This window comes from Rhodococcus sp. PvR099 (assembly GCF_017833315.1).
In the GTDB taxonomy this organism is placed as follows: domain Bacteria; phylum Actinomycetota; class Actinomycetes; order Mycobacteriales; family Mycobacteriaceae; genus Rhodococcus_G; species Rhodococcus_G oryzae.
The window spans coordinates 2,949,231-2,971,059 of the sequence record NZ_JAFIBV010000001.1; the positions used below are offsets into that span (position 1 = coordinate 2,949,231).

At 69.0% G+C, this 21,829-nt stretch carries 20 protein-coding genes; 9 read left to right on the forward strand and 11 right to left on the reverse strand.

Annotated features, from left to right (window positions below; genetic code table 11):
* Positions 1 to 49 precede the first annotated feature (49 nt).
* Positions 50 to 2,008, forward strand: coding sequence for an LCP family protein (locus tag JOE46_RS13535; RefSeq protein ID WP_374102893.1), 1,959 nt, complete (start codon positions 50 to 52; stop codon positions 2,006 to 2,008).
* 93 nt (positions 2,009 to 2,101) lie between these two features.
* On the forward strand, positions 2,102 to 2,776 hold the full coding sequence (gene phoU / locus JOE46_RS13540; protein ID WP_097211975.1) for a phosphate signaling complex protein PhoU: 675 nt from the start codon (positions 2,102 to 2,104) through the stop codon (positions 2,774 to 2,776).
* 136 nt (positions 2,777 to 2,912) lie between these two features.
* Here the strand turns inward: phoU and pstB are convergent, their stop codons facing one another.
* The 6 genes from pstB to JOE46_RS13570 form a co-directional block, all read right to left on the reverse strand.
* Positions 2,913 to 3,689 (reverse strand): phosphate ABC transporter ATP-binding protein PstB, encoded by a 777-nt coding sequence (gene pstB, locus JOE46_RS13545; RefSeq protein ID WP_027503383.1) that lies wholly within the window; start codon positions 3,687 to 3,689, stop codon positions 2,913 to 2,915.
* 44 nt (positions 3,690 to 3,733) lie between these two features.
* Positions 3,734 to 4,639, reverse strand: coding sequence for a phosphate ABC transporter permease PstA (gene pstA, locus JOE46_RS13550; protein ID WP_097211974.1), 906 nt, complete (start codon positions 4,637 to 4,639; stop codon positions 3,734 to 3,736).
* A 1-nt stretch (position 4,640) separates the two neighbouring features.
* Positions 4,641 to 5,690, reverse strand: coding sequence for a phosphate ABC transporter permease subunit PstC (pstC, locus tag JOE46_RS13555; RefSeq protein ID WP_097211973.1), 1,050 nt, complete (start codon positions 5,688 to 5,690; stop codon positions 4,641 to 4,643).
* Positions 5,691 to 5,742: 52 nt separating this feature from the next.
* Positions 5,743 to 6,864 (reverse strand): phosphate ABC transporter substrate-binding protein PstS, encoded by a 1,122-nt coding sequence (pstS, locus tag JOE46_RS13560; protein ID WP_097211972.1) that lies wholly within the window; start codon positions 6,862 to 6,864, stop codon positions 5,743 to 5,745.
* Between the two features lie 208 nt (positions 6,865 to 7,072).
* Entirely contained in the window at positions 7,073 to 7,978 is a 906-nt protein-coding gene (gene mshD, locus JOE46_RS13565; protein ID WP_097211971.1) for a mycothiol synthase, read from the reverse strand.
* Positions 7,979 to 8,749, reverse strand: a complete 771-nt coding sequence (locus tag JOE46_RS13570) for a response regulator transcription factor (RefSeq protein WP_097211970.1) — start codon at positions 8,747 to 8,749, stop codon at positions 7,979 to 7,981.
* Positions 8,750 to 8,878: 129 nt separating this feature from the next.
* Here JOE46_RS13570 and JOE46_RS13575 point away from each other — a divergent pair, with 129 nt between their 5' ends.
* The 7 genes from JOE46_RS13575 (at position 8,879) to JOE46_RS13605 (ending at position 14,238) form a co-directional block, all read left to right on the forward strand.
* Entirely contained in the window at positions 8,879 to 9,658 is a 780-nt protein-coding gene (locus JOE46_RS13575) for an LmeA family phospholipid-binding protein (RefSeq protein ID WP_136910643.1), read from the forward strand.
* Positions 9,655 to 10,134: a co-chaperone YbbN gene (locus JOE46_RS13580; RefSeq protein ID WP_209927547.1), complete on the forward strand. Its 480-nt coding sequence runs from the start codon at positions 9,655 to 9,657 to the stop codon at positions 10,132 to 10,134. Before JOE46_RS13575 ends, JOE46_RS13580 begins: the two co-directional genes overlap by 4 nt.
* A 227-nt stretch (positions 10,135 to 10,361) precedes the next feature.
* Entirely contained in the window at positions 10,362 to 10,850 is a 489-nt protein-coding gene (locus JOE46_RS13585; protein ID WP_136910645.1) for a DUF4395 domain-containing protein, read from the forward strand.
* Positions 10,851 to 10,919: 69 nt separating this feature from the next.
* Positions 10,920 to 11,753, forward strand: a complete 834-nt coding sequence (locus tag JOE46_RS13590) for a sulfurtransferase (protein ID WP_077042806.1) — start codon at positions 10,920 to 10,922, stop codon at positions 11,751 to 11,753.
* 2 nt (positions 11,754 to 11,755) lie between these two features.
* Positions 11,756 to 12,061: a DUF1416 domain-containing protein gene (locus JOE46_RS13595; protein WP_027503393.1), complete on the forward strand. Its 306-nt coding sequence runs from the start codon at positions 11,756 to 11,758 to the stop codon at positions 12,059 to 12,061.
* 336 nt (positions 12,062 to 12,397) lie between these two features.
* On the forward strand, positions 12,398 to 13,039 hold the full coding sequence (locus JOE46_RS13600; protein ID WP_209929101.1) for an FABP family protein: 642 nt from the start codon (positions 12,398 to 12,400) through the stop codon (positions 13,037 to 13,039).
* 158 nt (positions 13,040 to 13,197) lie between these two features.
* Positions 13,198 to 14,238, forward strand: a complete 1,041-nt coding sequence (locus JOE46_RS13605; RefSeq protein WP_209927549.1) for a type IV toxin-antitoxin system AbiEi family antitoxin domain-containing protein — start codon at positions 13,198 to 13,200, stop codon at positions 14,236 to 14,238.
* 298 nt (positions 14,239 to 14,536) lie between these two features.
* On the opposite strand, the gene JOE46_RS13610 is transcribed toward JOE46_RS13605, so the two are convergent.
* Genes JOE46_RS13610 through JOE46_RS13630 form a run of 5 tightly spaced genes read right to left on the reverse strand, consistent with a single transcriptional unit; the run spans position 14,537 to position 21,743 of the window.
* Complete coding sequence (locus JOE46_RS13610) at positions 14,537 to 15,757, reverse strand: lipase family protein (protein WP_097211966.1); 1,221 nt, start codon at positions 15,755 to 15,757, stop codon at positions 14,537 to 14,539.
* Between the two features lie 36 nt (positions 15,758 to 15,793).
* The gene (gene cydC / locus JOE46_RS13615; protein WP_209927551.1) at positions 15,794 to 17,494 is read right to left on the reverse strand and encodes a thiol reductant ABC exporter subunit CydC; all 1,701 of its coding nucleotides are present in this window, start codon (positions 17,492 to 17,494) and stop codon (positions 15,794 to 15,796) included.
* Positions 17,491 to 19,212 carry a thiol reductant ABC exporter subunit CydD gene (gene cydD / locus JOE46_RS13620; protein ID WP_097211964.1) on the reverse strand — a complete coding sequence of 574 codons (1,722 nt, stop codon included), beginning with the start codon at positions 19,210 to 19,212 and terminating at the stop codon, positions 17,491 to 17,493. The genes cydC and cydD overlap by 4 nt, the downstream gene beginning before the upstream one ends.
* Positions 19,213 to 20,235 carry a cytochrome d ubiquinol oxidase subunit II gene (cydB, locus tag JOE46_RS13625; RefSeq protein WP_209927554.1) on the reverse strand — a complete coding sequence of 341 codons (1,023 nt, stop codon included), beginning with the start codon at positions 20,233 to 20,235 and terminating at the stop codon, positions 19,213 to 19,215.
* Positions 20,236 to 20,249: 14 nt separating this feature from the next.
* Entirely contained in the window at positions 20,250 to 21,743 is a 1,494-nt protein-coding gene (locus tag JOE46_RS13630; RefSeq protein ID WP_097211962.1) for a cytochrome ubiquinol oxidase subunit I, read from the reverse strand.
* Positions 21,744 to 21,829: the final 86 nt, after the last annotated feature.

The following is a 21,829-nucleotide window of genomic DNA, read 5'->3' on the forward strand; positions in this document are numbered from 1 at the left end:
CCGTCCGGTGCGGCGGTGGATGCAAACGTGAGAGGCAGGGTTCAAGTAGGTGAGCGACGATCAGACTCCGGGCCAAGTGCCTGAAGGTCGCGCTCCCTGGGAACGACCGCTCTCGCACGTGAGCAGGCCCCAGTACCGTCCCGAATCACAGCAGCCTCCCGGACCTCCCGGCCCTCCCGACCAGCAGCGGACCGACAGCGGCCGGATCGGTCGCAGGCACGCCGAACCCGGCGAGCACACCGAGCGGATCTCCGTCTCCGACCTGGTGAACCGCGACAGCCCGCCGCCGGCTGACAGCGGCCGGATGAAGACTCCCGCGGTGTCGCCGCTGCCACCCGCCCGTCCGCGGCAGGATCCGGTGCCCGACCCGCCGCCCGCGCCGACCACCGGCTGGCTGCGCCGGGCGGAGCCCGAACACGTCGGTCCCGCCGCGGGTGACCCTGTCCGCGTCGGCGCGCCCGGCGAAACCCGGCTCGCCGCGAGCAAGAGCCGCAAGCAGAAGCGGTGGCGGGTGCTCGGCCGCAGCGCGGTCGCGGTGGCCGCGGCGGCCTCCGTGGGGATCACCGGTGTCGCGTGGGGCTACCTGCGCAACACCGACAACGGTTTCAGCCAGGTGGCCGCGCTCGACCTCGACAGCACCGACGTCGTCGACCCGGGTGGGCAGACCGGCGACGAGACCTACCTGATCGTCGGCACCGACACCAGGGCGGGCGCGAACGGCGGCGTGGGCGCCGGTTCGGTCGAAGACGCCGAGGGTGCCCGCGCGGACACCGTGATCCTGGTCAACATCCCGGCGGACCGCAGCCGGGTCGTCGCGGTGTCGTTCCCCCGCGACCTGGACATCGCTCGGCCCAGTTGCGCGGACTGGAACAGCGACACGGGCCAGTATTCGACCGAGATGAATCCCGCGGCGGACAACGACAAGCTCAACTCGGCCTACGCGTTCGGCGGGCCGAAGTGCCTGGTCAAGGTGATCCAGAAGATGTCAGGCCTCAAGATCGGCCACTTCGTGGCCATGGACTTCTCCGGATTCGAGTCGATGGTCAACCAGGTCGGCGGGGTGGAGGTCTGCACGACCACACCCCTGGTCGACGGGGAACTCGGAACGGTTCTGCCGAATGCGGGCAAGCAGACGATCGACGGCGCCACCGCGCTGAATTACGTGCGGGCGCGCAAGGTCGAGGCCGAGGGCAACGGGGACTACGGCCGGATCAAGCGCCAGCAGATGTTCCTCTCCTCACTGCTGCGCGGGGCGCTGTCGAACAAGGTGCTGTTCGACCCGGGCAAGCTCAACGGCTTCATCAACGCCTTCACCCGCGACACCTTCGTCCAGAACATCGACACCAAGTCGCTCGTGATGCTGGGCAGGTCGCTGCAAAACGTGGATGCGGGCGCTGTCACGTTCCTCACTGTCCCCACCGCGGGCACCAACGAGCTGGGCAACGAGATCCCCCGCCAGGACGACATCGACGCGATCTTCCAGGCGATCATCGACGACGAGCCCCTACCGGGCGAGGAGCGCAAGGACCCGGCTCCCTCCTCCGCGCACGCGGCCCCGAAGCCCGCCGCACCCGCGCCGCCCGCGCTCGAGGCGGTCAGCCCGATGGACGTTTCGCTGCAGGTGTCCAACGGGTCCGGTGTCACCGGGCTCGCCGCCACCGCCTCCGACGATCTCGGCGCGTACGGATTCCAGATCTACAGCGTCGGGAACTACAGCGGCACCAGCACGAACACGCTGGTCCGCTACTCGCCCGAGCTCGAGGCGGAGGCCGCTACGGTGGCGTCCTCGCTGCCCGGCGCGGTGCTACAAGAGTCCTCCGATCTCGGCGGCATCGTCGAGGTGGTGCTCGGGTCGAGCTTCTCCGGGAAGGTGGCCCCGCCGAAGTCCGTCGGCGCCGCCCTGACCCCGACCATGGCCCCGAAGAACTCCTCCGCGAGCGGCGCCGCGGCCGACGCCCTGCCCGCTGATCTGGCGTTCACCAATGCGGCAGACGATTCCTGCGCCTGACCGGCTTTTACCGCCCTGACGTGCACCGTCATTCATGCCGCGTTAACCCAATGACCGTGACTTGGTATCCCACACACCGTAGGCTTTGATTCCATGCGCGTGGCTTACAACGAACAGATGACCGAGCTCGCCGACATGCTCGGCGAGATGGCGGGCCTGGCGGGCGCGGCCATGGAGCGGGCGACCCAGTCGCTGCTCCAGGCCGACCTCTCGCTGGCCGAACAGGTCATCAGCGATCACGACCAGATCACCGAACTCAGCGTCGCATGCGAGGAGCGGGCGTTCGCCCTGCTCGCGCTGCAGGCGCCGGTCGCAGGGGATCTCCGGTCCGTGGTCAGCGGAATCCAGATCGTCGCGGACATCGACCGGATGGGGGCGCTGGCGCTGCACGTCGCCAAGATCGCTCGCCGCCGACATCCGAACCATGTGCTGCCCGAGGAGGTCAACGGCTACTTCGCCGAGATGGGCCGGATCGCGGTCGCCCTCGGCGCAGGCGCGCGTGAGGTCCTCGAGACCCGCGACCCCGAGCGGGCCGCGAAGCTCCGCGAGGAGGACGACGCGATGGACGATCTGCACCGCCACCTCTTCAGCGTGCTGATGGACCGGGAGTGGAAGCACGGCGTGGCCGCGGCCGTCGACGTGACCCTGCTTGGCCGGTTCTACGAGCGCTTCGCCGATCACGCGGTCGAGGTCGCCCGCCGCGTCATCTTCCTGGTCACCGGCAAGATGCCCGTCGACCCCGAAGAGACCACCTCGCTGGAATCCTGACCACACGACCACGACGCCCCGACCGGATCACCGGTCGGGGCGTTCTCGTATCGGCAGGCACCGAAAAGCGAACGGGCCGTTTCCGGGGCATCGCCCGAGAGCGATACCCGAAAACGGCCCGTTCGACGAGGGCTGTCTAGCCGAAGCGACCGGAGATGTAATCCTCGGTGGCCTTCTGCGTCGGGTTCGAGAAGATCTTCTCGGTGTCGTCGATCTCGACGAGCCGGCCGGGCTTGCCGGTGGCCTCGAGATTGAAGAACGCGGTCTGATCGCTGACCCGGGCGGCCTGCTGCATGTTGTGCGTGACGATCACGATGGTGAAGTCCTTCTTCAGCTCCGTGATCAGGTCCTCGATGGCCAGCGTCGAGATCGGGTCGAGCGCCGAACACGGCTCGTCCATGAGCAGCACGTCGGGCGAGACCGCGATCGCGCGGGCGATGCACAGACGCTGCTGCTGGCCGCCGGAGAGCCCGCCACCGGGCTTGTCGAGGCGGTCCTTGACCTCGTTCCACAAGTTGGCGCCGCGCAGTGACTGCTCGGCGACCTCGTCGAGCTGCTTCTTGTTGCGCACGCCCTGTAGCTTCAGCCCGGCCACCACGTTGTCGCGAATCGACATGGTGGGGAACGGGTTCGGACGCTGGAACACCATGCCGATGGTGCGGCGGACGCCGACCGGGTCGACCTGCGAGCCGTAGATGTCCTCGCCGTCGAGCAGGATGGCGCCCTCGACGCGGGCACCGGGGGTGACCTCGTGCATGCGGTTGAGCGAGCGCAGCACCGTGGACTTTCCGCAGCCGGAGGGGCCGATGAACGCGGTCACATTGCGCGGGGGCACGGACAGACCCACATCCGCGACGGCGTGGAACTTGCCGTAGTAGATGTTGACGTCCTTGAGATCAAGACGCTTGGCCATGGTGGCTCCCTCGGGGTTGTGTGAGCGTGGTGGTCGTCATGGGGTCACTTGCTCCGGACCCGGGAGAGGTGACCGATCGCCTTTGCCGCGATGTTCAGCACCGCGATCAGCATGATCAGCGTGAGCGCCGCGCCCCAGATACGGCTGGCACCCGCGTCGGTCGGGTTGTTCATCTCGGCGACCATGACGCCGGGCAGCGACCCCATCTCGCCGTTGAACATGTCGAAGTTGATGAAGGGCGCGTAGCCGACCAGGATCAGCAGCGGCGCGGTCTCACCGAGCACACGGGCCAGGGCCAGCATGACGCCGGTGATGATGCCCGGCAGCGCGGTGGGGACGACGATCCGCATGATCGTCTTCCACTTCGGCACGCCGAGCGCGTAGGAGGCCTCGCGCAGGTCCTGCGGCACGATGCGGAGCATCTCCTCGGTGCTGCGGACGACGACGGGGACCATCAGCAGGACCAGGGCCAGGGACACCGCGAACGCCGACTTGGGGAAGCCGAAGGTCGCGATCCACAGCGCGTAGATGAACAGCGCGGCCACGATGGACGGGACACCGCTGAGGATGTCGACCATGAACGTGGTCAGCCGGCCGAGCTTGGACGGGCCCGCGTACTCCACCAGGTAGATGGCGACGAACAGTCCGAGTGGGATCGACAGCACCGCGCACACCAGTCCCTGGATCAGGGTTCCGATCAGGGCGTGGTAGATGCCGCCGCCGGTGGCGGACGCGGACAGGCCGCTGAACGAGTTGGTGAACCAGGTCGCGCTGGCCATGGCGGGAAAGCCGCGGACGATCACCGTATAGAGCACCCACACCAGCGGCACCAGCGCGACCAGCACCGCGAGGGTCACGAGCACCGCCGCCGTCAGATCGGCGAAGCGTCGCCGCTTGCTGACCCCCTGGAAGGTCGGCTTCTTGACGGGTCGATCGAGGGTCACCGTCATGTCAGGCCCTCTTTCCGGCGATCGCGGCGCGGGCCGCTGCGTTGACCACGAAGGTCAGGATGAACAGCACCAGTCCGACCGCGATGTAGGCGCCGGCCTGGATCTCGTTGTTGAACTCGGCGTAACCGAGCGCGATCTTCGAGGCGATCGTGGAGCCGCTGTCGAACAGCGACCATCCGAACGCCTTCGAGGTGGTGCGCAGGATCATGTAGAGCGCCATCGTCTCGCCGAGCGCCCGGCCGAGGCCGAGCATGGAACCGCTGATGTAGCCGGACTTTCCGAACGGGATGACGGTGGTCTTGACGACCTCCCACTTGGTGGCGCCGAGCGCCAGCGCCGCCTCGATCTGGGAGGTCGGGGTCTGCACGAAGACCTCGCGGGTGACCGCGGTGATGATCGGCAGGATCATCACCGCGAGCACGATGCCCGCGGTGAAGATCGTGCCGCCGCCCGCGATCGAGCCGGAGCCGGTGGCGAACAACGGGATCCAGGACAGGTTCTCGTTGAGCCAGACGGCCAGCGGCTTGATGGCGGGGGCGAAGATCAGCAGGCCCCACAGGCCGTACACGATGGACGGCACGGCGGCCAGCAGGTCGATCACGTACGCCAGCGGCCGCGCGAGCCGCTTCGGCGAGTACTCGGTGAGGAAGATCGCGATGCCGAGCGCCACCGGCATGGCCAGCACCAGGGCGAACAACGACACCAGCACGGTGACCTGGAACAGGTCAAGGACACCGAACGCCATGTTGTTGATGTCCTGCGTGACCCACTCGGAACTGGTGAGGAAGTTGACCTCGTTGCGGGCGAGTGCGGGCACCGCCCGCCACACCAGGAACGCACCGATCGCGCCGATCAGCACCGAGATGAACACGGCCGAGCCGGTCGCCATCGAGGTGAAGACCCGGTCACCCGGGCGCGTCACCGTCTTGGACGGGGCTGCGGTTGTTGGAGTGATCGGTGCCTCCGGTGTTCCGAGCGGACCCCCCACCCCCGCCCCGGCGTCACCGGGGTCGGGGGTGCGAGGTGCCGATTGGGTGGGCGCGTCGCTCATCTGCGCTCGCAATCTTCTTCGTCGAATATAGAGCCTGGACCGGTCGGAAGACTCAGCCGATGGCCGAGATGGACGCGTTCAGCTTGTCCTTGACCGTGGCGGGCAGCGGCACGTAGCCCTGCGCGGACAGCTCGGCCTGGCCCTCGTTGGCCGCGCTGGTCAGGAACGACTTGACGGCCGCGGAGGTGTCGGCGTCGTAGCCCTTGGAGCACACGATCTCGTAGGTCGCCAGGACCAGCGGGTACGCGCCGGCCTCGGTGGTGCCGTAGATCGACTTCAGGTCCAGCGTGAGGTCGCCGACGCCCTCGGTCTTGAAGGCGGCGCCGCTGATGGCCTTGGCGGCCGAGTCCTCGGTCAGCGCAACCGCGCCCGCGCCGCTGTCGATCTGGGCTGCCTTGAGCTTGTTCTGGTCCGCGAAGGACTTCTCGACGTAGGTGATCGAGCCGGGCGCGCCTGCGACGGCCTGCGCGACGCCTGCCGAACCCTTCGCACCCTCACCGATGCCGCCGACGAAGTCGGAGCCTGCGCCCTGGGTCCACGCGCCCTTCGAGGCGGTGGTCAGGTACTGCTGGAAGTTGTCGGTGGTGCCCGAGGAGTCGGAGCGGACGATCACGGTGATGTCCTGGTCCGGGAGGGTGGCACCGCTGTTGAGCGCGGCGATGGCCGGGTCGTTCCACTTCTTGATGCCACCGTTGAAGATCTTCGCGATGACCTCGCCGTTGAGCGTCAGGTTGTCGACGCCGTCGATGTTGTAGGCGAGGGCGACCGGACCGAAGACCAGCGGCAGGTTCCAGGCGTCGTTGCCCGCGCAACGCTCCTTGGCCGCGGCGGCCTGCTCGGCCTTGATGGCGGAGTCGGAGCCGGCGAAGTCGATCTGCTTGGCGATGAACTGGGTGCGCCCGTCACCCGAACCGCTGGGGTTGTAGGCGACGTTGACGGTCTTGCCCTTGTCCTTGCACACCGCGATGTACGTGGAGGTGAAGGCGTCCATCGCGTTCTTCTGCGCGGAGGAACCGGCCGCGGACAGCGTGTCCTTGCCCTCGCAGGCGGCGTTCGAGGCGGAGGTGTCCACCGTCGTGCCCGAGGCGGAGTTGTCGTCGCTGCCGCACGCGGTCAGGGCCATGGCACCTGCGGCCAGCACACCGAACATCGCAGCACTGCGCTTGAGGTTCACGCTATTTCCTCCGGGAGGCTCAACTTCACGCCCGTGTCGGGCGGTGTTCCGTGGCGCAGTCCGCATCAGCGCTGCACCAGGCAGCACGGCGCCGCCCAACGAGAAAGGTAGGGGCAGGTGGTGGACAGAGCGTCCCAGAATGGTGAACGGAGGGTGAACTCATGACCGGGTGAGGCGGATCTCACCCTTGGCCACGGCGAACAGGCCCTCAGGCGTAGGCGACATCCACGTGGAACCGCTCGAATCCGAGCCGTTCGTAGGTGTGCAGGGCGGCGACGTTGTCCGCCTCGGTGTACAGCAGCACGGTCCCCAGCCCACGATCGCGCAGATACCGGAGACCCGCGACGGTGAGCAGCCGGCCGAGGCCCCTGCCCTGCGCCGCCGGGTCGACCGCCACCACGTACACCTCGCCGAGTTCGCCCGATTCGGACGTCGCCGGGTGCACCTTGGTCCAGTGGAATCCCAGGACGGCGCCGGTCCCCGCATCGGCCGCGATGAACAGACCCTCGGGGTCGAACCAGGATTCGGCGCGGCGCTCGGCGATCTCCCGTTCGGTCCAGGACCCCTGCTCGGGATGCCAGTCGAAGGCCGCGGCGTTGACGCGCAGCAACTCGGCGTCGTCCTCCGCCCCCGCATAGGTCCGCAGGATCACGCCGTCGGGCACCGCGACGTCCGGCAACTCCGGCCGGTCCAACGGCCTGCGCAGCTGCAGCAGCTCGCGGACGGGACTCAGACCGAGGTGCGCGGCGACGGCACGGGCGGCGGGCAGGTCTCCGTGGGCCCAGAACCGGGTGCCCTCGCCGCCCTGTGCCAGGGCCTCCCTGACCAGGCCACGACCGATCCCGATACCCCGATGCGCCGGGTCGACGGCGACCTCCACCATCGCCGGATGCTCTCCGTGCGGCGGCTCGAGGCTCGCGTAACCGACGATCGAATCGTCGAGCGTCCACAGCAGATGCCGCGACGACTCCGATTTACCCACGACGTGGTGCACGGCCTGCTCGGAGAGCGGCGCGGTCCCGTCGGCCGCGAGCGCCCGGTCCAGCACACCGTGCACCTGCGCGACCTGGTCCTCGTCGAGCAGATAGAACCAGCTCCTGGCCGCCTCTGGCATCTACAGGACCGTCCCGTTCGCCGGGGTCAGCTCCGAATCGTCGACCGCGCCGCCGTCGTCATCGCCACCGTCGTCGACGGGCTGCGGCGCGGCGCCGGACTTGCGGCTGGGCCGGACGGCCTTGTAGCCGACGTTGCGCACCGTACCGATGAGGGCCTCGTATTCGGGGCCGAGCTTGGCGCGGAGCCGTCGGACGTGCACGTCCACCGTGCGGGTGCCGCCGAAGAAGTCGTAACCCCAGACCTCCTGCAGCAGCTGTGCGCGGGTGAACACCCGGCCCGCGTGCTGCGCGAGGTACTTGAGGAGCTCGAACTCCTTGTAGGTGAGGTCGAGCGGGCGACCGCGGAGCCGGGCCGTGTAGGTGCCCTCGTCGATGACCAACTCGCCGAGTGTGATCTTGCCGGAGCTCTCCGCGCTGGCGACGCCGCCGCTGCGCCCCACCAGGAGCCGCAGCCGGGCGTCGAGCTCGGCGGGCCCGGTGCCGGGCAGCAGGATGTCGTCGAGACCCCAGTCGGCGTTCACCGCGACCAGGCCGCCCTCGGTGAGGACCGCGACGACGGGAACCGCGGATCCGGTGCTGCCGAGCAGCCGGCACAGGCCGCGCGCGGCGGCCAGATCGGTCCGGGCATCGACCAGCGCGATGTCGGCGGATCCGGCCTCGAGCAGCGAGGCGACCTCCGTCGGGGCCGGTCGCACGGTATGTGCCAGGAGCGCAAGTGAAGGCAGCACCGACTCAGGGTGTGGGTCCGAGGTCAGCAGGAGCAGCTCCACGCGGCCTCCCCTTCTCGCCGTTTCATGTGCCCGGGCACGGCCGACAGTGACGCGATACTCGAACAGACTAACGTGCCGCGCCCGGTGGGCACCCCACACAGCCCCGTTCGGGTCAGCAACAATGGTGCGGTGCGGAAACTGATTCTCAGCCTCGTGTTGTTGTTGGCGCTCGCGGTGGTCGTCGACTTCGGCGCGGCCGCCTACTCCGAGTATCGGGTCTCACGGAGCCTGCGCGAGGGCGGTGAGCTCAATTCGGACCCCGACGTGACCATCGGCGGCTTCCCCTTCCTCACCCAGGCAGTGGACGGCAAATACGAGAACGTCGAGATCCGTGCGCGGGGCGTCGACAGCCAGGTCCTCGGCGAGGTCACCGTCGAGGCGAACCTGCGCGGGGTCAACATCCCCGCATCCGACCTGGTGAACGGCACCGTCAAGACGGTCCCCGTCGACCAGCTCGACGGCCGGATCCTGATCGACGCCACCGCTCTTGGCCAGTTCCTCGGGATCCCCGACCTCCAGGTGTCCGCGCCGCCCGCGGACAAGTCCGACGGCACCGGCGGATCCGGAGGTTCCGGGATGACCACCTCCGGCGGCGTGGTGCTGACCGGCACGGTTCCGATCGGTCCGCTGTCGGCGGCCGTCAGCGTGCAGGCCGACCTCCTCCTCGACGGCGAGGACGTCAAGATCGTCGCCACCGACCTCTACTTCGGCCCCGAGGGCAATGCGGACTTCACCGTCCCCGGACCGTTCAAACCCGCCGTGCTCGGGCTGTTCACCCGCACCGTCGAGGCCCAGCAGCTGCCCTTCGGCGTGCTGCCGACCAAGGTCTACGCGGAGGGCTCGCAGGTCGTGATCGAGGGCTCCGGCGAGAACGTGGTGATCAACCTCGACGATCTGCAGACACCATGACCGGTCTGCTCGTCCTCGCGCTCGTCCTCGTCGCTGCCGCGGCGGCGGGGCTGGTGCTGCGGGCCCGGTCGGGCGCCGTGCGGGCCACCGCACCGTCCGATTCCGGCTCCGACACCCGCCGCGCCCTGCTCGCGGAGGCCGGGGTGGCGGGCGCGGGCCCGGCCGTCCTGCATTTCTCCGCCGACTGGTGCGGGCCCTGTGCGGCCGTCCGCCGGGTGATCGGCCAGGTGCTCGAGACGCTCGACGGGGAACTCGACCCGGCGTCGACGCGGGCCGTGGAGATCGAGGTCGACATCGACGAGAACCCCGCGCTCGCAGCCGAACTCGGCGTCCTGTCGCTGCCGACCACGTTCATCTTCGACGCCGCGGGCGTGCAGCGGTACCGGGTGTCCGGGGTTCCGACCGCCGCCGACCTGCGGGCCGCGCTGCTCCCCCTGTGCGGGCCCGGGGATTCACACCCGCCCGAAAACGGGTAAGCTGCCTCTCGTGCAAACCAGCCAGGAGCTCATGCTCACCCGACGCCGCACAGTTGATCTGTGCCGCCTCGGCGGTTGTTGCTGTACCTGCTGCTGATTCCACGGCTGACGTTCTCCGCTCATCCGGCATCTCCTGCCTGAGCACCGCGCCGTGATCGCAATCCGGAATACCCGCGGTTCATCTCCGCACGTCAAGGCATCCGTTTCAAGCGCAGGAGTTCTCTCCCATGTCCACCTCCACCACCTCCCGGTCCCGCACCGGTAGTGCCGACCAGGTCGACGTCCGCGGTCCGCGGTTCGCGGCCTGGATCACCACCGGTGTCCTCGTGGCCGTGCTCGTGCTGTCGACGTTCTCCCTGGTCGCGGCCGGTCTGCTGCTCGCGGCGCAGGCCGTGGTCTTCGGACTCGGCGCGGCCCGTGGCCCCCGCAACAGCCCGTACGGCCAGGTGTTCGCCCGGTTCGTCGCGCCGCGGCTGTCCCCGACCACCGAACGCGAGCCGGTCGCCCCGCTGCGGTTCGCCCAGCTCGTCGGCCTCGTCTTCGCCGTCGTCGGCGTGGCGGGCTTCCTCACCGGCCTCACGGTCGTCGGCACCGTGGCCACCGGGTTCGCCCTCTTCGCCGCACTGCTGAACGCGGCCTTCGCGTTCTGCCTCGGCTGCCAGATCTACCCGCTCGTGGCCCGCTTCCGCAGGTCGACATCGATCACCGCGGCGTAGCCGCGCAATCCAACCGGCCTCGGCCGCACCACCCCCACATACCCCGCAAGAAGTATCGAAAGGAAAACCATGGCTCGCTCCGACGTCCTGGTCTCTGCCGACTGGGCCGAGCAGAACCTCAACGCACCGAAGACGGTCTTCGTCGAGGTCGACGAAGACACCTCGGCCTACGACGGCGGCCACATCGAGGGTGCTGTCCGGCTCGACTGGCGCAAGGACCTGCAGGACGGCGTCCGTCGTGACTTCCTCAACCGCGAGCAGTTCTCCGCACTGCTGTCCGCCAAGGGCATCGCCAACGACGACACCGTCGTGCTCTACGGCGGCAACAACAACTGGTTCGCCGCGTACGCGTACTGGTACTTCAAGCTGTACGGCCACCAGGACATCAAGCTGATCGACGGTGGCCGCAAGAAGTGGGAGCTCGACGGTCGCCCGCTGTCGAAGGACGAGGTCGTCCGCCCGGCCACCACCTACCAGGCCGGCGAGCCGGACACCTCCATCCGCGCCTTCCGCGACGAGGTCATCAACGCCATCGGCAGCAAGAACCTGGTCGACGTGCGGTCCCCCGACGAGTTCTCCGGCAAGATCCTCGCGCCGGCGCACCTCCCGCAGGAGCAGGCGCAGCAGCGTGGCCACGTCCCCGGCGCCATCAACATCCCGTGGAGCACCACCGCCAACGAGGACGGCACCTTCAAGTCCGACGAGGACCTGACGAAGCTCTACGCCGAGAAGGGCTTCGACGAGAGCAAGGAAACGATCGCCTACTGCCGCATCGGCGAGCGCTCGAGCCACACCTGGTTCGTGCTGCAGGAGATCCTCGGCAAGAACAATGTCAAGAACTACGACGGCAGCTGGGTTGAGTACGGCTCCCTCGTGGGTGCACCGATCGAGTTGGGAGCCTAGTTATGTGTGGAGCACCTGTTCAGGGTCAGACCCTGCCCGCGGGCGTGGACGTCGAGAAGGAAACCGTCATCACCGGCCGCGTGCTGGCTGCTGACGGCCAGCCGGTCGGCGGCGCGTTCGTCCGTCTGCTGGACGGCACCGGCGAGTTCACCGCCGAGGTCGTGGCCTCGGGCACCGGCGACTTCCGGTTCTTCGCCGCCCCCGGCACCTGGACCGTGCGTGCGCTGTCCAGCACCGGCAACGGCGACACGACCGTCACCCCCGAGGGCAACGGCGTCCACAACGTGGACATCACCGTCTCGAAGTAGCGCCTCCGGCGCCCGTGCGCGAGTCTCACCCCAACCAGGGTGAAAAGCGCGCACAGTTCGACCCCGCGGCCCCGCTCCCCCACCAGGGAGCGGGGCCGCTTCGGCGTTTCCGGTGCAGTCGGCACCCACGGCATGCGGCTGCGACGCAGCGGTTTACACTGATGCCGTGGTCATCTTCTTCGAGGTTCTACTCGCCTTCGCCTCCGTGCTGATTGCTTGGTTCTCGCTGTATGTCGTGTACCGCCTGGTGACCGACGAGTCGTGAGCCAGACGTCCGGTCCGGACGACGATGCGCAGGCCCAATCGGGCGAGGGCGCACCGTCTGATGCAGTGTCCGTGCAGCGCGGCAGCGGCGATCGTGCCGTGGCCGCCGCCGAGGAGCGCGCAAAGGAAACCAGCGCACGCAACATCCCGGTGTTGCCCGATCTCCCCATCCCCGAGGACACCGCCAACCTGCGGCTCGGCCCCGACCTGAACCCGGGCATGCTCGCGCTGCTCCCCCTGGTCGGCGTCTGGCGCGGCGAGGGCGAGGCCAATAACCCTGCCGACGGCGAGTACCGCTTCGGCCAGCAGATCGTGGTCTCGCACAACGGCGGCAACTACCTGCACTGGGAATCACAGACCTGGGTCCTCGACTCCGACGGCGAGTATGTCCGGCCGGACCTGCGTGAGAGCGGGTACTGGCGCGTCGCGGGAGACGGCATCCCGGGGAGCATCGACGAGGAGACCGTCGAGCTGCTGCTCACGCACAGCTCCGGGGTCGTCGAGCTGTACTACGGCCGGGCGCTGACCCAGTCCAGCTGGGAGCTCGCCACCGACGTGGTCATCCGCAGCAAGCAGGGTGCCGTGGTCGGCGGCGCCAAGCGCCTGTACGGGATCGTCGAGGGCGGCGACCTCGCCTACGTCGAGGAGCGCATCCTCGCCGACGGTCCGCTGAAGCCACACCTCTCGGCCCGCCTCGCCCGCTACATCGGTTAGCAGCGGCTGCGCCGCCCGTGCGCGTGTTGCACCCCAGTCGGGGTAAGAACCACGCACGGTTCTCGCGTTACCAACAGGCCCGGAATCATCCACAGGCAGTGACGGTGCTGCGGCTGTCGTGACGTTGACGGTCGGTGCCGGCCGACAACGTCCGGCCTATGTCCAACGCCACAGATCTCGAATCACTGGAGCAGCTGCTCGGGTCGCAGGACGGCCTCCTATCGGCCGCACAAGCACACCGGTCGGGCTACACGCGTAAGCATGTCCAGTACCTTCTCGAATCCGGCCAGTGGCAGCGTCCGCTGCACGGCGTCTACGCCGTCACGACGGGACCCTTGAGCCGCCCCATGCTCCTACGCGCGGCGCTGCTCTATGGCGGCGTCGCGATGCTCAGCCACGACACCGCGGCGGAGGAGTGGGGACTGCTACCACTGGCGCGCGGCGGACCGGTACATATCACGGTGCCGTACGGCTCGTCCGCCGTGAACCAGTATGCGACGGCAATCCGCAGGCCACCGCGCGCCCACGAACCCGTCCCGTCGATCGGCGAGTTGCTGCATCCCGGGGTGATCGTGCATCGCTCCCGCGCCTTCTCCCGCATCGGTGTCGAAACGGAACCGCCACGGACCTCGCCGCCGGACACCGCGATCGACCTCGCCGTCGATCAGCCGACTGCCCGACTCGCCTACGGATCGGTGGTCGCGAGCGTCACCAACGGCGGAATCCGACTGTCCCGGCTCCAATCACGGATCGTCGACCGCAAACCGCGACGGTACAACCGGGCCATCGCCGACGCATGCTCGATGCTTGCGAACGGGATCCAGTCGGTACTCGAATTCCACTACGCAGTCGATGTCGAACGAGCGCACGGACTCCCGGACGCAGTGCGGCAGGGCCCGGTGACGGTCGACGGCGTGACGCTCTACGAGGACGTCACGTACACCGGGTCGGCGGCGGTTCTCGTCGTGCGTCTGGACGGACACAGGTGGCATTCGTCGCGGAAGGTGCGCCGACGCGATCGTCGCCGTTCGAACGCGGCCTCCCTGGCCGGCCGGGACCAACTGGTCTTCGGATGGGAGGAGGTGAACGAGGAGCCGTGTCAGGTGGCGGCCGAGGTACGCGCTCTCCTCGAGCGCGGCGGGTGGCGGGGTGCAAATCCCTGCCCGAACTGTGCGCGCTTTATACCCCAATCGGGGTGAGACGCGCGCACGGGCGCGGAGCGCAGAACGACCCCCGAGCCGTACCCGTGCGCGGACGTTTGTCGCACGGATCCCGGTCGGGACTCGACCGGGGACTCGGGGGCCGGGTAGCTGCCTGGGATTCGCCAGCCGCAGTGCGCGGTTGATGGAACCCCACCGTCAGCGGTAGCGGCTAGCTGACAGCCACCTCACGCGTCCTGTAGTTCTTCAACTTCAGACCACCTCCTTCCTCGTGTACGGACGAAGGTACGCCCGGCCCCGGGGGTGCGCAACGGATTATTCTCCGTCCGTGCGCAGGTCAGCACGTGGACGGGGCAGGCACACCGCGGAACCGGCCGTCGATCCAATCGAGTGCCTGCGGCAGACCCAGGGCCGCGGCGGAGAGGTGGTCCGGGGTGGGGGTCAGGAGCGTCTCCACCGGCGTGCCTGCCGCGCAGTAGCGCCGCAGGGTGTTGTCGATGGAGTCGACCGGAATCAAAGCATCAGTGGGGCTGTGCCATTCGAAGATCGGGAAGTCCGGGACCCCTGGGTAGAGCTCGAGACTGTTCTCGTCCATCACCACCCAGGCGGAGGGATTGTTCATGAAGTCCTTGTTGTCCGTCACCTGCATCGCGCTGCGCCCGATGCCCCAGAACATGATCTCGTTGGTGCAGCCGTTCTGGATCATCTGCTGCAGCCACCGGCCCTGGTCGTTGAGCTGGCCCGAGACATCGACCCGGTCTGGGTACTCGCGTTCGAGCCCCAGCGCGGCCGCCATCGCGAGGCCGAACGCCGGGTGCGGGTTCGCACCGAGCGCCTGGGCCATCTTTCCTATGTTCATCGGGACGCCGCCCTGGGCCGCGCCGACGATGTTCAGCTCGGGCGCGTATGTGGGTGCCAGGGCGGCAGCCCAGCCGGTGGCCATCCCGCCCCCGGAGTAGCCGGCGAGACCGATCGGGCTGTTCGCCGCCTGGAACTCGGGGATCTTCCGCACTGCCTTCAGACCGTCGAGGGTGATCTGGCCGCCGAGCTTCGCGGCACCGTAGGCCATCCTCGGCCCGAGGTGATCGGGAAGGGCGACCGCCCAGCCACGCGCGAGCGCGATGTTCAGGCCGGGTGCCTCCCGGATCTGGGTGAAGGGGTCGGTCGTGTAGAGCTCGGTCGCGATCTTGCACTTGTTCCCGAGCGCGTTGATGATGTGCTGGTACGACACCAGCGGACCGTCCGGGACGTGGTTCGGTGGCAGCAGGTAGGTGGTGTTCGCCGCCATCGGAAGCCCCTCAGAGTCCTTCGTGCGGAAGAGCACCTCCCAGACCTGGCTCCCGGGAAAGTACAGGTTGGGCGGCATCTGCCGGACCTTGAGCACGTCACCGGGGGCGCGCTCCGCGAGGTCCGGGGGTGCGCTGAAGAAGGGATCCGGATCGGCCACAGGGTAGACCGGGATCGCCCCTGCCGTCCCGCCCCCCACCAACGCCGCAACCAGTCCGGATGCGAGCGCTAAGACCACACCACCGACAAGTCCGCGAGCAGACAATCCCATAGATCCCCCCTGATCATCGACACGGTCGCGTGGCCACTATGCCAGGGAACGTCGGCCCGACACGTGCGTTTCGTTGCGCCGCACCGCCAGCACCTGGTCGGTAGCGGTACCCGTGGGCAGTTGATGGGTCACCAACACGACCGTCCGGCCCGGCGCCACCAGCGTGCCGTCGCGATCGAGCAGGCCCCGCAGCAGCGCCGCGCCCGCCTCCGCATCGAGGTGCTCGGTCGGCTCGTCCAGCAGCAGCACCCGCGCGGGCGAGGCGATGGCCCGGGCCAGCAGCAGACGTCGACGCTGGCCACCGGACACCGACCGGCCGCCCGATGCCAGCGAGGTGTGCACGCCGTCCGGGAGCCCCGACACCCAGTCCCCCAGCCCGACCTTCTCGAGCAGCGCCCGCGCGCCCTCCTCGTCCAGCTCCCCGTCCGCAACGCGCAGGTTCTCCAGCAACGAGGTGTCGAACAGGTGGGCGTCCTCGGCGAAGAACCCCACCGTGCGACGCAGCGAGTCTGCGTCCACCGATCCGGCCGGCGTCCCGTTCACCGTCAGCGCCCCGGCAACGGGGGCGAGCAGCCCCGCCAGCGTCATCAGCAGGGTGGTCTTGCCCGCGCCGCTTGGTCCGACGATCACGACCCGGGCGCCCGGTGCCAGGTGCAGGTCCAGCGGCTCGGTCACAGCGCCGCCCGGCCACCCGCAGCGCAGGTTCTCGGTGCGCAGGTGCACCGGCCCCTCCACCGGCACACCCCCGGTCGGCACCGGATCCCCCGACCGGTCGAGCAGGTCCACGATGCGCACCGACGCAAGCCTCGCCCTGGTCAGCGCGACCGCCGCCGCGGGCAACGCGGCCGTGCCCTCGAACGCGGCGAGCGGCACCAACACCAGGATCGCCAACGCCATCGGGGTCATCTCGCCGGGGGCCCCGCCGTCGGGGCCGTACAGCGAGATACCGATCAGCAGCGACCCCAGCACGCTCGCCCCGATCGCGAGCGGTGTCGCGGCCGCGGCGAAGGCGGACGGGACCGCGGACCGGTCGGTGGCGCGGATCGCGCGGGCCTCCCAGTCGTTGGCCGCCCGGACCGTCTCGCCGAGCCTGCCCGCGACGCGGAGTTCGGCGGCGTGATCGAGGGCCAGCACCGCGGTCTCACTGAAGCGCGCCGACGCGACGGCGCCGTCCGCCTCCGCCATCCGCGCGGCCCGTGCGGACAGCACCGGCGCGAGCACCCCCGAGACCACGAGCGCGGCGGCCAGCACCAGCGCCGCGGCGGGCGAGATCAGCGCGAGCCCGACGGTCGCCGCGACGGCCAGAATCGCGGCGACGGCCATCGGGATAAGCGCCCGGACCACCACGTCGCCGAGCGCGTCGACGTCCGCCCCGGTGCGCGCGAGCAGGTCCCCACGGCGCAGTCCGGCAGGGGCGGCGGGGTCTCCGGTGGAGAGCCGGCGGTAGATCCGTTCGCGGGCCGCGGTGGTGCCGCGCAGCGCGGCGTCGTGGGTGGCGAGCCGTTCCAGGTAGCGGAACACACCCCGCGAGATGCCAAGGGCGCGAACCGAGACCACCGCGACCGAGAGATCCAGCACCGGCGGCATCTGCCAGGCCCTGGTGATCAGCCAGGCTGACAACGCGGCAAGGGCGAGCGCGCTGCCGAGGGTGGCGACCCCGGCCGCGACCGCGGACAGGACCCGGCCCGGCCGCAGTTCCAGCAGTCGGAGGGCACGCAGGAGCGGATCGCGGCTCATGCCGGCACCTCCGAGTCCAGGTCCGCACCGTCGGCGGCCTCGACGAGCACCACCTCGTCGCCGGCCCGGAGCACCGTGTCCCGGTGCCCGACCATCACCACGGTGCGGCCGCGGGCGGCGAGACCGCACACCGACCGGAGCACCGTCGCCTCGGTGGCGGGATCGAGGTGCGCGGTCGGCTCGTCGAGAAGCACCACCGTGGCATCGGAGAGCAGCACGCGGGTCAGCGCCAGCCGCTGCCGCTGCCCTAGCGAGAGGCCGAGGCCACCAACCCCCACCCGCGTCCGCCAGCCGTCCGGGAGATCGGCCAGCACCGAATCGAATCCCGTTGCCGCGCAGGCCCTGTCCACGGCGTCGGCATCGCTCGCCACCGGACCGGTGAGTTCCAGGTTCTCGCGCAGGGTGCCGGGGATCAGCACCGGGTGTTGGGGCAGCCACGCCACCTCGCGCCACCACTGCTCGGCGTCGAGTGCGCGCACGGGCACCCCACCGACCGACACCTCCCCCTCGTCGGGGTCGGCGAGACCGAGGATCAGGTGCAACACGGTGGACTTGCCGGATCCGTTGGCGCCGGTGAGCACGGTGACCCGGCCCGGTTCCAGGACCGCGTCCAGGCCGCGCGGGGCCCACTGTCCGCGGGCCCGCACCCCCACCGCGCGCAGCACGATCGGGCCGAGGGGCACGGCGCGGTCGCCGTCCCCCGCGACGACCGGTTCCCTGTCGTCCAGCACCCCGAAGGCCTTCTCGGCGGCCGCCATCCCGTCCTCGGCGGCGTGGAACTGCGCGCCGACCATCCGCAACGGCAGGTACACCTCGGCGGCGAGGATCAGCGCGATCACGCCTCCGCGTAGTTCCATGCCGCCGAACACGAGTCGCAGGCCGATGCTCACCGCGACGAGCGCGACGCAGAGCGTGGCCAACAGCTCGAGCACCATCGCGGACAGGAACGCGATCCGCAGCGCCGACATGGTGGTGTGCCGGTGCGCGTCCCCGAGGGCCCGGACCCGTGCCGCCGGGCCCCGTTCGCGACCGAGCGCCCGCAGCGTGGGCAGGCCCGCCAACAGGTCGAGCAGCTGCGCGGACAACGCGGTCATCGTGGTCAGCGAGGCGGCCGCCTTGCCCTTGGTCAGCAGCCCGATCAGGATCATGAAGACCGGCACCAGCGGCAACGTGAGCGCGATGATCACCGCGGAGGTCCGATCAGCGAACAGGATCACCAGCAGGGTGAGCGGCGTGACGGTGACCGCCAGCATCAGGGCGGGCAGGTAGCCGGTGAGATACGCGCGCAGGCCCTCGATCCCGCGGGTGAGGACGGTGGCGAGCTCACCGCGCCGCGGGTCCAGCTTCCGCGGGGGCAGTTCGGCGGCGGCCTCGAGCACCTCGCCGCGGAGCTCCCCGATCACCCTCGACGCCGAACGGTGCGCGTATCGGGAGTGCGCCCAGGTGGACGCCGTCCGCACCGCGACCGCGGCGGCCAGCACCGCCAGCTCGGTCCCCCACGCGGCGGGCGTCCGCGCGGCCGGGTCGGTGATCACCCCGGCCAGCACGGTGCCGATCATCAGCGCCGACACGATGACCGTGCCCGCGGTGACCAGGGACAGCGCCACCGTGAGCAGCAGGTAGCCGCGGGCCGATCTCGAGTAGTGCCAGAGCCGGGGGTCCACCGGACCGCGCCTGCGGGCGTGCTCCGCGGGCGCGGCCGGTGCGTCGAGCGACATCTAACGCGTCTTCAGGGGCAGACCGATCGACGGCGGGATCTGCTTGGTCGAAATCCGCTGGCGGAACACCCAGTACGTCCAGGCCTGGTAACCGATGACCACCGGCGTCATGAACACCGCAGCCCAGGTCATCACCTTGAGTGTGTACGGGCTCGACGACGCGTTGTAGATCGTCAGGTTGTATGCCTCGTCGATGGTGGACGGCATCAGGTTCGGGTAGAGCGAGCCGAAGAGCAGCGCCACCGTGGCGACGACCGCGACCGTGGTGAGCACGAAGGCCCAGCCCTCCCGTGCCGCGGCGGTCAGCGCGACCACCCCGACCAGGGCGGCGGCCGCCACCGCGACGAGGATCCATGTCCAGCCCTTGCCGAAGGACAGCTGCGTCCACAGCACGAACGCCCCGGCCACCACGACCGTCGGGATCGACAGTCGCGCAGCGAGTTTCACCGCGTCCTCGCGAACATCACCGGAGGTCTTGAGTGCGAGGAACACCGCGCCGTGCAGCGCGAACACGATGGCCGTCGTCGCGCCGCCGAGCAGCGCGTACGGGTTGAGCAGGTCGAAGAAGCCGGAGACGACCTTCTTGTTCTCGTCGATGGCCACGCCGCGCACGATGTTCGCGAACGCGACGCCCCAGAGGACGGCGGGCACCCACGAGCCGATCATGATGCCGATGTCGCAGCGAGCTCGCCAGGTCGGATCGTCGATCTTGCCGCGCCACTCGATCGCGCAGATGCGCAGGATCAGCGCGACCAGAATCAACAGCAGCGGTAGGTAGAACCCCGAGAACAGGGTCGCGTACCAGTCCGGGAAGGCCGCGAACAACGCACCGCCCGCGGTGATCAGCCAGACCTCGTTGCCGTCCCAGACCGGGCCGATGGTGTTGAGCATGACCCGTCGGCGGGTGTCTGTGCGGCCGAGCACCGGGAACAGCATGCCGACACCGAAGTCGAAGCCCTCGAGGACGAAGTAGCCGACGAAGAGCACCGCGATGAGGATGAACCAGAATTCCTGAAGTCCCATGGTCTTCTCCCGCCTCAGTACGCGAACGACAGTTGTTTGGGCTCGCCCGGTTCCTCGGGCTCTTCTTCGTCACCTGGCGGATGCTTGTCGTGGTCGGACGGGCCTGCGATCGCATAGCGGCGGATCAGCATGAACCACACCACGCCGAGCGCGGCATAGAGGAGGGTGAAGACGATCAGCGAGAAGACCACGAGACCGGTCGGATGGTCCGACACGCCCTGATCCACGGTCAGCCGGATCTGGTCCACCCCGGTCGGATTCGGGTGCACCACCCAGGGCTGGCGGCCCATCTCGGTGAACACCCATCCGGCGCTGTTGCCGAGGAACGGCGTGGGGATGGCCAGGAGGGACAGCCACCCGAACCACTTTTTGTCCGGGACCCGGCCGCCGCGGGTCATCCACAGCCCGACCACCGCGAGGATGGCCGAGCCGGCCGCCCAGCCGATCATCGCGCGGAAGGTCCAGTAGGTGACGAACAGGTTGGGCTTGTAGTTGCCCGGTCCGAACTGCTCCTCGTACTGGGCCTGGAGTTCGGTGACGCCCTGGAGGGTGGAGTTGGGGTCGCCGTTCGCCAGGAACGAGGTGAGCCCGGGGATGCTGATGAGCTGGGTGATGTTCTCGCAGTTGTTCTGCGTTCCGACCGTCAGGATGGAGAAATCGGCACCGGTCTCGGTGTGGCACAACGATTCCGCGGATGCCATCTTCATCGGCTGCTGTTCGAACATCAGCTTGGCCTGGATGTCGCCGGTGATCGCGAGGCCGACACCCGAGGCCACCATCACCCACAGGGCGAGGATGGTGACCGGGCGGAACATCGTCCGGGCGGTGTTCTCGTGTTCACCCGAGACCGCCGGATCGGTGGCCTCCTTTGCCCTGCGCATGCTGCGCACCATCGACCAGCCGCCGATACCGGCGACGAACGTGCCCGCGGTGAGGAGCGCGCCCGCCACCACGTGGGGGAACGCCGCCAAGGCCGTGTTGTTGGTGAGCAGTTCCCAGATGCTCGTCAGCTCGGCGCGACCGCGCTCCGCGTTGTACCGAGCACCCACCGGGTGCTGCATGAACGAGTTCGCGGCGATGATGAAGAACGCGGAGGCGTTGACACCGATCGCGACCAACCAGATCGTCGCCAGGTGAACGAGTTTCGGCAGCCGTCCCCAGCCGAAGATCCACAGGCCGAGGAAGGTGGATTCGAGGAAGAAGGCGACCAGGCCCTCCAGCGCCAGCGGCGCCCCGAACACGTCACCGACGAAGCGTGAGTACTCGCTCCAGTTCATGCCGAACTGGAACTCCTGCACGATGCCGGTGGCGACGCCGAGTGCGAAGTTGATGAGGAAGAACTTGCCGAAGAACTTGGTGAGCCGATACCAGTGATCCTTTTTGGTGATCACCCACATCGTCTGCATGATCGCGATGAGCGGGGCGAGCCCGATCGTGAGCGGGACGAGAATGAAGTGGTAGACGGTCGTGATTCCGAATTGCCACCGAGATACGTCCAGTGCGTCCATGGCTTCTCCCATGCAGTGCCCGTTGAACAGGCGTGACCGGGGCCGAGTCGTGGGCTGACGCCTCAGTCCCGCTTCAAAAGGTACGT